We start from the raw sequence: 11,964 nt of genomic DNA on the forward strand, positions 1-11,964 counted from the left end.
ATGCACCAACCCTGTTGCGGGGCACTGACCACTCCCTCTCCCTTGAGGGAGAGGGGGAACATCTGGTGAAATGGGGTGAGTGCGGGGATACGTCTTCGCCCTCTCCCTGACCCTCTCCCCCGGGAGAGGGGACCGACCGGCGTGGTGAGTGGATTTGTTATTTTTACTCAGGCTTGAGTGATGCACCAACTCTGTTGCGTGGCACTGACCACTCCCTCTCCCTTGAGGGAGAGGGCAGGGGAGAGGGGGAACGTCTGGTGAAATGGGGTGAGTGCGGGGATACGTTTTCGCCCTCTCCCTGACCCTCTCCCCCGGGAGAGGGGACCGTCCGGCGTGGTGACTGGATTTGTTATTTTTACTCAGGCTTGAGTGATGCACCAACCCTGTTGCGGGGCACTGACCACTCCCTCTCCCTTGAGGGAGAGGGCCGGGGAGAGGGGGCGAGTCCGGTGACATCAGGCAGGCACAAGGATATCCATTCCCCGTCAGCGGTGTAACTTCCCGTGATCCCGCAGCCACGCCGCAGTGCGCTCGATCCCTTCATTCAGTGTGATCACCGGCTGATATCCCAGCTCCTCCCGCGCCCGCGTAATATCGAGCGTGAAATCGAAATTCAGTTTGGAAACGCCGTAGTGGGTAAACGCCGGTTCTTTAGCGGTTTTATTGCCGAAGCGCTCCATGCTGCGGGCGATAATGTCCAGCATTGGATACGGCACCGAGCGGATGCGGCAGTGAATATTCAGTTCATCAATCAGCGTCTGCACGATGCTGCGCAGTTTTTTCGACTCGCCGTTGGTGATGTTATAGGCCCGTCCTGACAGCAGGCCGTCGCAGGCAGGTTGACTGGCCAGCCACATGGCGTGGATGGCGTTCTCGTAACAGGTCATATCCACCAGCGCATCGCCGCCGCGCGGCAGCAGCACGCTGCCGTAGTGGTGCATCATCTGTGCGAGGCGCGGGATAAACACTTTGTCATGCGGGCCGAACAGACTTTGCGGGCGCAGAATAGTAAAGCGGGTTTGCGGATTTGCCCGCGCCAGAAGCTGGATCACCTCTTCACCCGCCGCTTTACTGCGGGCGAATTCGTTGGCGAAGCGGTGCGGACGAAACTCTTCGTTCACATTGCGATGATGATGGTAGTCGAAGTACAGCGAGGGCGAGGAAATATGAATAAAGTTGCGCACCCCCCAGGCCACGGCCCATTCGCCCAGACGGCGGGTGGCGCGGACGTTAGCGAGATCAAACGCTTCCTGCGTCCCCCACGGGGAGGTAAAGCTGGAACAGTGCCACAGGGTATCAATACCGGCGAGCATCACTTTAGCCTGCGAAGAGACCAGCTCGGTAAGATCGGCCTGAACGAACTCCGCGCCCATTTTTTCCAGCAGCCTGCCCATCGCTTCATTGCGACCGGTTGCTCTGACGCTGATGCCTTTATGCCGCAAAAACTCGACCGCGTTTCGGCCTAAACCGCTGGTTGCGCCCGTGACCAGAACCTTCATATCAATCCGCTGTGTTTTAAAGAATTTCGTGCGCATTCTTCCGGTATTTTCGGCGCTATGCAATGGGAAAAATACAAGAAAGCGGTCAGTTTTGCATTTTTTCCGCCAGACGAGCGATACGTTTTGCCATTCCGCGAAAAATAAACAGATGCGCCGGGATCATCAGCAGCCAGTAAAACAGCCCCGGCATTCCGTGTGGATGCCACCAGGCGCGCACGTCAAGCTCCCGGTAGTCGCCTTTGTCCTCCAGCGTAAAGCACAACCGCCCCAGCCCCGGCGCTTTCATGCCGAACAGCAGGACCAGCGATTTTTCCGACTCGACAATAATCACCTTCCAGCTATCGACCGTATCGCCCACCTGTAAATACGTCCGCGCCGGACGGCCTGTCGCCAGCGGATGCCCGATAAGTCTGTCCATCAGCGCCCGGGTTTGCCAGAGAGGATTGCCGAAGAAATACCGCTCGTCGCCACCGATCTGATTAACAACCTGCCACAGCGCGGCGCGGCTGGCGGAGGTTTTTACCGTGAAGCCCGCCTGTTTAGCAAAATAGCCATAGTCGGGCCGCCAGCGGGCGAATGCCTGCGCGTCATAGCCCCAGTCGCTGGAGTTGACCAGCTTCTCTTCCTCTTGCAACGTGCGGCGCACCGCCTCATCAAAGGTGATGAGCGTTTGCGGGATGAGCGCGCGCAGGGCGCGGTCATCGGCCAGCAAATCGTGCCTCAGACCCTGGATCAGCGCTTTCGCCAGGGTGGGGGGCACTGAGGTGATGACGTTTAAAAACCAGACTGAAATCCAGCTTGTTGGTAACGGGATGGGGATCAGCGGACGATGGCGACCGCTGACCGCCATAAAATGTTCAAACTGCTGCTGGTAGCTCAGCACCTGCGGACCGGCGGCCTCAAAAATGCGGTGTTCGCAGGCGGGGTGATCGAGCAGGCCCACCAGATAGCAAAGCAGATTTTCCAGCGCAATCGGCATCGTGCGCGAGCGCACCCAGCGTGGCGGAGTGAGAACCGGCAGGTTGTAGACCATATCACGCATCACCTCAAAGGCGGCGGACCCAGCGCCAACGATAATCCCGGCACGCAGTTCCGTGACCGGTACGCCAGCGTCGCGCAGAATGTCCGCCGTCAGCTGACGAGCGCGCAGATGATCGGAGCGCTCATGCTCTGGCACCTGAAGCGAGCTGAGGAAAATAAGTTGACTGATCGGATTTTCACGCAGCGCATCGCGCACGTTAAGCGCCACCTGGCGCTCATGGGCGACGAAATCACCACCTTCACCCATGCCGTGAACCAGATAATAAAGCGTATCAACGCCCTGAAGCAGATCCGGCAACCGTTCTGGCCAGTTGAGATCGAGTGGATGACAGCTTACGCCGGGCAGGGCCATTTTTTGCAGGCGTTCGACGCGCCGTGCCGCCGCCAGCACCTGATGCCCCTGCTGGCTTAGCGCCCTGATCAGATGCTGACCAATGTAACCACTGGCGCCCAGCACCAGAATACGTTGCGGCACGGCAGGCTCCTTAACGGTTTAAAAAGGTCTGCCAGTGGGCGACGACCTGCGCGAGCTGTTCCCGGCTGACGTCGATATGAGTGACCAGGCGAACTACCGGCGAGGCGTTGATCAGAATATCCTGCGCCCGCAGATGTTCACCGAGCGCGACGTGGGCATCGCCGACGCGGACAAACAGCATATTGGTGTCATGACGCATGACGTCTGCACCAATGGCACGCAGCTGCGCGGCAAGCCAGGCGGCATTGTCATGATCGTCGCGCAGGCGATTAACGTTATTTTGCAGCGCGTACAGTCCTGCCGCCGCCAGAATGCCCGACTGGCGCATTCCGCCGCCGGTCATTTTACGCCAGCGGTTAGCGCGTTTGATGTCGTCGTGGCTACCGACCAGCAGCGAGCCAACCGGCGCGCCCAGCCCTTTGGAAAGGCAGATGGTGAAAGAGTCGCAGTACCGGGCGATCTCTTCCAGCTCGCAGTCGTATTCCACCAGCGCGTTGAAAATCCGCGCGCCGTCAACGTGCAGCCCCAGATTGTGCTCGCGGGTAAATTCCCACGCCGCCTGAAGATAATCGCGCGGCAGCACTTTGCCGTTGTGGGTATTTTCCAGGCTAAGGAGGCGGGTGCGGGCGAAGTGGATATCATCGGCTTTAATTTTTGCGGCGACCTTATCCAGCGGCAGGGTGCCGTCCGCTGCGGCGTCGATGGGCTGCGGCTGAATACTGCCCAGCACCGCAGCGCCGCCTGCTTCGTACAGATAATTATGCGCACCCTGGCCGACGATATACTCTTCACCGCGCTCGCAGTGGGTCAGCAGGGCGACGAGGTTGGCCTGGGTGCCGGTGGGCAAAAACAGCGCGGCTTCTTTACCGGCTAAATCGGCGGCATAGCGCTGGAGCTGGTTAACGGTGGGATCGTCTCCGTAAACGTCATCCCCGACCGGGGCGGCCATCATGGCATCCAGCATGGCGCGTCCGGGGCGGGTGACGGTATCACTTCTTAGGTCAATCACGGCAATTCCTTTGTTGATTCAGGATGATGCCTTCTTTTTACCTGAGCCAGTTGGTTTTTGCCAGTTCCAGCACCTCATCGCCGCGCCCGTTAATGATCGCGCGCAACATATAGAGGCTAAAGCCTTTGGCCTGCTCCAGTTTGATTTGCGGCGGGATTGCCAGTTCCTCTTTGGCAACCACCACATCGACCAGCACCGGACCGTCAATGGCAAATGCCCGTTGCAGCGCATCGTCCACGTCGGCGGCCTTCTCAACGCGGATCCCGGCGATGCCGCAGGCGTCGGCGATGCGGGCGAAGTTAGTGTCGTGCAGATCGGTGCCGTCGGTCAGATAACCGCCCGCTTTCATCTCCATCGCCACAAAGCCGAGCACGCTGTTGTTAAAGACCACGATTTTCACCGGCAGCTTCATTTGCACAATGGAAAGGAAATCGCCCATCAGCATACTGAAACCGCCGTCGCCGCACAGCGCGATAACCTGACGGTCCGGCGCGTGAGCCTGCGCGCCCAGCGCCTGCGGCATGGCGTTAGCCATTGAGCCGTGGTTAAACGAGCCGAGCAGCCGACGCTTGCCGTTCATTTTCAGATAGCGCGCGGCCCAGACGGTCGGGGTGCCGACATCGCAGGTAAAAATGGCATCATCGGCGGCAAAGCGGCTAATTTCCTGCGCCAGATACTGGGGATGAATGGCTTTTTCGCCTGGTTTCGCCAGGTCATCGAGATCTTTGCGCGCCTCGCGGTAATCCTTCAGCGCTTTATCCAGGAAGCGGCGGTCGGTTTTTTCTTCCAGCAGCGGCAGAAGGGCGCTGAGCGTGGCTTTAATATCCCCAATCAGCGCCATATCCACCTTACTGTGCGCGCCAATACTGCCCGGATTAATATCAATCTGAATGATTTTCGCGTCGGTGGGATAAAACGCCCGGTAAGGGAACTGGGTGCCGAGCAGCACCAGCGTGTCGGCGTTCATCATCGCGTGGAAGCCGGAAGAGAAGCCGATAAGCCCGGTCATGCCGACGTCATAGGGGTTATCGTATTCCACATGCTCTTTGCCGCGCATGGCGTGGATAATGGGCGCTTTCAGCTTACCGGCAAATTCCACCAGTTCGCTGTGCGCCCCGGCGCAGCCGCTGCCGCATAGCAGCGCAATATTGCTGGAGTAGCGCAGTAGCTGCGCCAGCTTTTTCAGTTCCTCTTCGGCGGGGGTCACTACCGGCTGCGGGGCAGGATACCAGTGGCTGCTGGCGCTTTCCGGGGCGGCCTGAAGCGCCACATCGCCGGGCAATACCACCACCGAAACGCCGCGATTCAGCACCGCTTTACGCATGGCAATCGCCAGCACCTGGGGGATCTGCTCCGGGGATGAAACCAGCTCGCAGTAGTGGCTACATTCGCGGAACAGCTCCTGCGGGTGGGTCTCCTGGAAATAACCGCTACCGATCTCGCTGGAAGGGATATGCGCGGCAATCGCCAGCACAGGGACATGATTGCGGTGGCAGTCAAACAGGCCGTTAATTAAATGCAAATTGCCCGGTCCGCACGATCCGGCGCACACCGCCAGTTCCCCGGAAAGCTGCGCTTCCGCGCCTGCGGCAAAAGCGGCAACCTCTTCATGGCGCGTGGGCATCCAGTCAATGGTGCCCATTTTATTCAGGCTATCGCTCAGACCATTGAGGGAATCGCCGGTGACGCCCCAGATTCTTTTAACGCCCGCCTGCTCCAGGGTTTTGGCAACATAAGCGGCAACGGTTTGTTTCATGGTTTTCCATCTCCTTTGTGTGATACCGCTTACAAGCTTAGGTGAAATTTGTCTGTATGCGGGCAAATTGCTGTGATTTGCGCCGCTATTATTCCCTTCAGGAAAGGCGTAATGTGACGGAATTGATAATCAAAATAAGAGGCATTTCAGATGGTTAAAAGATTGTTAACTCGGACCAATAGCATCCTTGCACATGAAGACGTCGGCAAACTGTTGTTACGATTTGCCGTGGGGGGACTCATGCTGTTTCATGGCCTGCATAAACTCTTTGACGGAATCGACGGCATTCGGGGAATGCTGGTGGCGCAGGGCTTGCCAGGGTTTATCGCGTATGGTGTGCTGATTGGTGAGGTGGTGGTGCCGGTGCTTATCATTGTCGGTATTTTAACCCGCCCGGCGGCGCTGGTGCTGTCGTTCACCATGCTGGTGGCGTGGTTGATGGTCGGTATCAACAACACCTGGATGCTGGATAAAACCGGCGCGTGGGCGATTGAAAACATTGCCTACTTCTTTATTGGCGGGCTGGCGATTGCCTTTTTGGGTGCCGGGCGCTATTCGCTGGCGCGCGATCCCGCCTGGCGCTAAATGAATGGCCTGCGGTTGCAGGCCATAACAGCTATCAGGCAAGCACTAAATCGCTTTGCGGATGGCAGGAGCAGGCCAGCACGTAGCCGTCGGCGATCTCCGCTTCGCTTAGCGTCATGGTGCTGGTGACCGTATATTCCCCGGCAACCACTTTGGTTTTGCAGCAGCCGCACACTCCCGCACGGCAGGCGACGGTGACGGGCACCCTGTTGCTCTCCAGCGCGTCCAGCAGGGTAGTACCGACCGGGGCGTAGAACGCCAGCGCGGGCTGCAATTTGCTGAACTTCAGGCCCGTCGTCGTCGCTTCCGCAACCGGGGTAAAGAATTTCTCTTTAAAGAAACGCGTCACCCCCAGGGCTTTGACTTCCTGCTCTGCCAGTTCCATATACGGCGCGGGGCCGCAGGTCATCACGGTGCGTGAAGCCAGATCCGCGACGCCTGCCAACAGCTCCGCCGTCAGGCGACCCGCTGCAAAACCCTCAGCGGCGTTATTTTCCGCCACCAGTGTCACCGGATAGTCCTGCCATTCATCGGCAAAAATCACATCCTGCGGCGAGCGCACGTTGAAAATCACCTGCACGTCAGCCTGAGGACGATATTTCGCCAGCCAGCGGCGCATCGACATAATCGGCGTCACGCCGCAGCCCGCCGCCAGCATCAGGAATTTTTCGTCAGCTTTATCTTCACAGGTGAAATCACCCATCGCGTCCGACAGCCACAAATAGTCGCCGCGCTTCACGTCGCGGGTCAGCCACTGCGAGCCTGCACCGTCATTGATGCGCCGCACGGTCAGGGTGAGATATTCGCTGACGCCCGGTGTGGAGGAAAGCGTATAAGCACGCAGCGTATCCGCCGAATTGCGCACGCTGACCAGCGCATACTGCCCGGCGCGATACGGATAATAATCGTGGCACAGCAGCGAAATTGTCCACACATCCGGTGTTTCCTGATGAATGTGATGAACCTGCATCCGCCACGGACACTGTGGGGTTGGCATCGTCATGGCAAAACTCCTTACGCGCTTAACAGCTGCTTCATATCTTCTTCAACGGTGGTCACGGAACGCAGACCGAACTTCTCATTGAGTATCGCCAGCAGATCCGGGGTAAAGAAGCCCGGTGCGGTCGGACCGGTGACGATATTTTTGACGCCCAGCGACAGCAGGGTCAGCAGAATGACAATCGCTTTTTGTTCAAACCACGACAGCACCAGCGACAGCGGCAGATCGTTGACGCTACAGCCCAGTTTTTCCGCCAGCGTGACCGCCAGAATAATCGCCGAGTAGGCATCGTTACACTGACCGGCATCCACCAGACGCGGCAGACCTTCGATATCGCCAAAGTCCAGCTTGTTGAAACGGTACTTACCGCACGCCAGGGTGAGGATCAGGCAGTCGTCCGGCACGCTGGTGGCGAAATCGGTGAAGTAGTTACGCTCGCCGCGCGCGCCGTCACAGCCGCCAACGAGGAAAATGTGGCGCAGTTTTTCCCGGCTCACCAGGTCAATCAGCGTATCCGCCGCGCCCAGTAAAGTCTGGCGACCAAAGCCAACGGTGATCAGATGCGGGATCTCACTGTACGGGAAGCCTGCCATCTGCTGCGCCTGGGTAATGACCGGCGCAAAGTCGTCGCCTTCAAGATGGCTCACGCCCGGCCAGCCAACGATGCTGCGGGTCCAGATCCGATCGTCATACGCGCCCACGGTGGGGTCGATAATGCAGTTGGAGGTCATCACAATGGGGCCGGGGAAGCGGGCGAATTCCACCTGCTGATTCTGCCAGCCGCTGCCGTAGTTGCCGATCAGATGTTTAAATTTGCGCAGTTCCGGGTAGCCGTGGGCGGGGAGCATTTCACCGTGGGTATAAACGTTGACGCCGGTGCCCTCGGTCTGCTCCAGCAGGTTAAAGAGATCTTTCAGGTCATGACCGGAAATCAGAATGCATTTGCCTGCGGTCGCCTTGACGTTGACCTGGCCAGGCGTCGGGTGGCCGTATTTGCTGGTTTCTCCGGCGTCCAGAATGCGCATCACGCTGAAGTTCATCTGGCCGATTTCCATTGAGCACTCAAGCAGGGCGTTCATATCTGAAGGCCAGGTGCCGAGCCACGCCATGATTTTATGGTAGCGGGCGTAGATGTCGTTGTCATACTGGCCGAGCACATGCGCGTGCTCCATATAAGCCGCCGCCCCTTTCAGGCCGTACAGGCACAGCAGACGCAGGCCGAGAATGTTTTCGCCAATGTCGACTTTATCTTTATTCGGGGTGAATTCCGCCGCCTGACGTTGCAGATCGCCGAGATCGTCGCTGACCAGTTGCAGGTCGGCCATCGGGTTATCAACGCGAGCGCTGGCGTCCAGATTCAGGCACTGCGCCTTCAGCGCTTCACGCAGGGCGATGGCGTCACGCGCGTAGCCGACGATGCGCGGCGAGTCGAAGTTGACGTTGGTCAGGGTAGAGAAGAAGGCACGCGGAGCAAAATTATCGATCTGATGATCGATAATACCGTATTCACGCGCTTTTACCGCCCAGGCGGACAGGCCCTGTAAGGACGCAATCAGTAGATCCTGAAGGTCAGAGGTTTCAGCGGTTTTACCGCACATACCCTGCGCGTAAGAGCAGCCGTTCCCTGCCGGGGTACGGATGGTTTGTTCACATTGCACACAAAACATGGTCACACCTTTTAAAGTTATATTTAAAATACATGTTTAAGGTTATGCCTGTGAACGGTGGGAGAAAAGGGGTTTCTGGAACAACTTACAGGGAGATTGATTTAGCGCAATTTTGGCGGCAGCAGGCTACCGCCAAAGAGGTATTATGCCGAGAAAAGCGCCATTAACAGCGGCACCAGCAGGCTGAGCAGAAAACCGTGAACGATGGCGGCAGGGACGATTTCCAGCCCGCCGGAGCGTTGCAGAACCGGCAGGGTAAAGTCCATCGACGTTGCGCCGCACAGCCCCAGCGCCGTGGAGCGGCTGCGGCGAACTAAACCCGGGATCAGCATAATCGCGATCAACTCGCGCGCGAGATCGTTAAAGAAGGCGGCGCTGCCTATCACCGGGCCGAACGATTCGGTCAGCAGAATGCCGGAGAGGGAGTACCAGCCGAAGCCGGAAGCCATCGCCAGCGCGGTTTTCAGCGGCAGGCCCAGAATAAAAGCGTTAATCGCCCCGCCCAGCAGGGAGCTGACCACCACCACCACGCCGACCATCATCCCCCGGCGGTTAAGGACAATCTGCCGCAGCGTCATCCCGCTATTACGCAACTGGATGCCGACAAGGAACAGCAGGAAGATCAGCGTATATTCGCTGGCTTCGGTCGCGTGCTGTAAAAAGGTCAACCCGCTAAGCCCCAGCGCAAAGCCCAGCACCACCACCCCGCACAGTTTTAACGACTCCAGCGCCATCGCGATGCGCGAGGGCAGCTTTTCCTGCTGATGGGTGTGCCGCCACGGCACAACCCGCTCCAGCCACAGTAGCGCGGCGATGTTGCACAGCAAAATGACCGTAATACTGACGGCGGAATAATGAAAAATCGCCAGCAGATTACGCGACAGGTTTTCCAGAAATGCGAGGCTGATGCCCATAAAAAAGAGGATCACGTACACAATCCCGCTAAGCAGCCGGTTAATGGTTCTGAGGATGGCGGGACGATGCAGCGGAATTAAATAACCAACGATGAGCGGCAGAAGAATGATCAACAAACCCGAAAACATGAAACCCCAGTCCCTTAAATAAAATGAATGGCACAGTGACACTACCCAAAACGCCGAAATGAGTAAAGACGCAGGAAAAAAGAAAAGTTATGCATACTCTTCATCATTCAATATGTTATGGGTGATAAGCCCGTACCCTGCAAACCGTTTTGGTGCTATACAATGGGACCAGGGATCCCGATCAAAGGCTAAGGAGAAATTATGCTTCTCGAACGCGTGGAAATTGTCGGTTTTCGCGGTATTAACCGGCTGTCATTAATGCTCGAAGACAACAATGTCCTGATTGGCGAGAACGCCTGGGGTAAGTCCAGCCTGCTGGATGCGCTGACGCTGATCCTCTCCCCCGATGCCGAACTTTACCACTTCGTGCATAACGATTTCTGGTTTCCCGCAGGTGACGTGCAGGGGCGCGAGCACCATCTGCATATTATTCTGACCTTCCGTGAAGCCCTGCCGGGGCGGCATCACGCCCGCCGCTTCCGTCCGCTGTCCGCTGGCTGGGTGCCGGGTGATGACGGTTATCATCGTCTTCTTTACCGCCTTGAAGGGGAGCTGGCCGAAGACGGCACGGTGATGACCCTGCGCGGTTTTCTGGATGCCAGGGGCGACGCGCTGCCGCTGAATGACATCGACGCCATGGCCTGCCATCTGATGCGCCTGATGCCGGTCCTGCGCCTGCGCGATGCCCGCTTTATGCGCCGCATCCGCAACGGCACGGTTCCCAATCTGCCGGACGTGGAAGTTACCGCCCGTCAGCTTGATTTTCTGGCGCAGGAGCTGGTGACCAGCCCGCAAAATCTCTCTGACGGACAACTGCGCGAGGGGCTGTCGGCGATGGCCCAACTGCTGGAGCACTACTTCGCCGAGCACAGCAGCGCCAACACCCGGCAGCGCTTAATGCGCCGCCGCTCGCAGGACGAGCAGCGAAGCTGGCGCTATCTCGACGTCATCAACCGGATGATTGACCGCCCCGGCACACGCAGCCACCGGGTGATCCTGCTGGGGCTGTTCTCCACGCTGTTACAGGCCAAAGGCACGGTACGACTGGATAAAGACGCCCGCCCGCTGCTACTGATTGAAGATCCTGAAACGCGCCTGCATCCCATTATGCTTTCGGTGGCCTGGAACCTCCTCAACCTCCTGCCGCTCCAGCAGGTGACGACCACCAACTCTGGCGAACTGCTCTCACTCACGCCGGTAGAGCACGTCTGCCGTCTGGTGCGCGAATCCTCTCGGGTTGCCGCCTGGCGTCTGGGACCGGGCGGGCTGAGCGCGGAAGACGGTCGGCGCATCGCTTTTCACATCCGCTTTAATCGCCCTTCATCACTGTTTGCGCGCGTCTGGCTGCTGGTTGAGGGAGAGACGGAAACCTGGGTGATTAACGAACTGGCGCGACAGTGCGGTCACCATTTTGCGGCTGAAGGGGTGAAGGTGATTGAGTTTGCCCAGTCCGGCCTGAAGCCGCTGATCAAGTTTGCCCGCCGGATGGGCATTGAATGGCACGTGCTGGTGGACGGCGACGAAGCCGGGAAAAAGTATGCGGCAACGGTGCGCAGCCTGCTCGACAACGACCGCCAGCGGGAGCGCGATCACCTCACTGCGCTGCCCGCACTGGATATGGAACATTTTATGTACCGCGAGGGTTTTGCTGACGTTTATTACCGGGTGGCGCAGATCCCGCAGAACGCCCCGATTAACCCACGGCGGGTGATTATTAAAGCCATCCACCGCACCTCAAAACCGGATCTGGCGATAGAAGTGGCGCTGGAAGCCGGACGGCGGGGAACGGACGCTATTCCGGTTCTGCTGCGCAAAATGTTCTCCCGCGTGCTGTGGCTGGCGCGCGGTCGTGCGGATTAACCGCAGATTTCCTGTCATTAACCTTTCGT

General features: G+C 58.3%; 9 protein-coding genes. 2 read left to right on the forward strand and 7 right to left on the reverse strand.

From position 1 onward, the window contains the following. Positions 1–485: 485 nt before the first annotated feature. From RT197_RS07055 to poxB, 4 genes are all read right to left on the reverse strand, one after another. Complete coding sequence (locus tag RT197_RS07055) at positions 486–1,499, reverse strand: NAD(P)-dependent oxidoreductase (protein ID WP_312948707.1); 1,014 nt, start codon at positions 1,497–1,499, stop codon at positions 486–488. Positions 1,500–1,584: 85 nt separating this feature from the next. Then, on the reverse strand, positions 1,585–3,015 hold the full coding sequence (locus RT197_RS07060; RefSeq protein ID WP_312948708.1) for a DUF2867 domain-containing protein: 1,431 nt from the start codon (positions 3,013–3,015) through the stop codon (positions 1,585–1,587). A gap of 10 nt (positions 3,016–3,025) precedes the next feature. Next, positions 3,026–4,024: a low-specificity L-threonine aldolase gene (gene ltaE, locus RT197_RS07065; protein WP_312948709.1), complete on the reverse strand. Its 999-nt coding sequence runs from the start codon at positions 4,022–4,024 to the stop codon at positions 3,026–3,028. A 37-nt stretch (positions 4,025–4,061) separates the two neighbouring features. Continuing rightward, positions 4,062–5,780, reverse strand: a complete 1,719-nt coding sequence (poxB, locus tag RT197_RS07070) for a ubiquinone-dependent pyruvate dehydrogenase (protein ID WP_312948711.1) — start codon at positions 5,778–5,780, stop codon at positions 4,062–4,064. Positions 5,781–5,930: 150 nt separating this feature from the next. Between poxB and RT197_RS07075 the strand changes: the two genes are divergently transcribed. Further along, positions 5,931–6,365 (forward strand): DoxX family protein, encoded by a 435-nt coding sequence (locus RT197_RS07075; protein WP_312948713.1) that lies wholly within the window; start codon positions 5,931–5,933, stop codon positions 6,363–6,365. Positions 6,366–6,399: 34 nt separating this feature from the next. Here the strand turns inward: RT197_RS07075 and hcr are convergent, their stop codons facing one another. The 3 genes from hcr to RT197_RS07090 all read right to left on the reverse strand — a co-directional run bounded on the left by hcr (position 6,400) and on the right by RT197_RS07090 (position 10,075). Next, positions 6,400–7,368, reverse strand: a complete 969-nt coding sequence (gene hcr, locus RT197_RS07080) for an NADH oxidoreductase (RefSeq protein WP_312948715.1) — start codon at positions 7,366–7,368, stop codon at positions 6,400–6,402. An 11-nt stretch (positions 7,369–7,379) separates the two neighbouring features. Beyond that, positions 7,380–9,032, reverse strand: coding sequence for a hydroxylamine reductase (hcp, locus tag RT197_RS07085; RefSeq protein WP_312948717.1), 1,653 nt, complete (start codon positions 9,030–9,032; stop codon positions 7,380–7,382). Between the two features lie 143 nt (positions 9,033–9,175). Next, entirely contained in the window at positions 9,176–10,075 is a 900-nt protein-coding gene (locus RT197_RS07090; protein WP_312948719.1) for a lysine exporter LysO family protein, read from the reverse strand. A gap of 201 nt (positions 10,076–10,276) precedes the next feature. On the opposite strand from RT197_RS07090, the gene RT197_RS07095 reads away from it, so the two are divergent. After that, positions 10,277–11,935, forward strand: coding sequence for an ATP-dependent endonuclease (locus RT197_RS07095; protein ID WP_312948720.1), 1,659 nt, complete (start codon positions 10,277–10,279; stop codon positions 11,933–11,935). The last annotated feature ends 29 nt before the right edge of the window (positions 11,936–11,964 follow it).

Origin of the sequence: Superficieibacter sp. (genome assembly GCF_032071645.1) — a bacterium.
Lineage (GTDB): Bacteria > Pseudomonadota > Gammaproteobacteria > Enterobacterales > Enterobacteriaceae > Superficieibacter.

Coding starts and splice junctions, on each gene's coding strand:
- RT197_RS07090 (WP_312948719.1), bottom strand. CDS start 10,075: ATGTTTTCGGGTTTGTTGATCATTCTTCTGCCGCTCATCGTTGGTTAT.
- poxB (WP_312948711.1), bottom strand. CDS start 5,780: ATGAAACAAACCGTTGCCGCTTATGTTGCCAAAACCCTGGAGCAGGCG.
- RT197_RS07075 (WP_312948713.1), top strand. CDS start 5,931: ATGGTTAAAAGATTGTTAACTCGGACCAATAGCATCCTTGCACATGAA.
- hcp (WP_312948717.1), bottom strand. CDS start 9,032: ATGTTTTGTGTGCAATGTGAACAAACCATCCGTACCCCGGCAGGGAAC.
- hcr (WP_312948715.1), bottom strand. CDS start 7,368: ATGACGATGCCAACCCCACAGTGTCCGTGGCGGATGCAGGTTCATCAC.
- RT197_RS07055 (WP_312948707.1), bottom strand. CDS start 1,499: ATGAAGGTTCTGGTCACGGGCGCAACCAGCGGTTTAGGCCGAAACGCG.
- RT197_RS07095 (WP_312948720.1), top strand. CDS start 10,277: ATGCTTCTCGAACGCGTGGAAATTGTCGGTTTTCGCGGTATTAACCGG.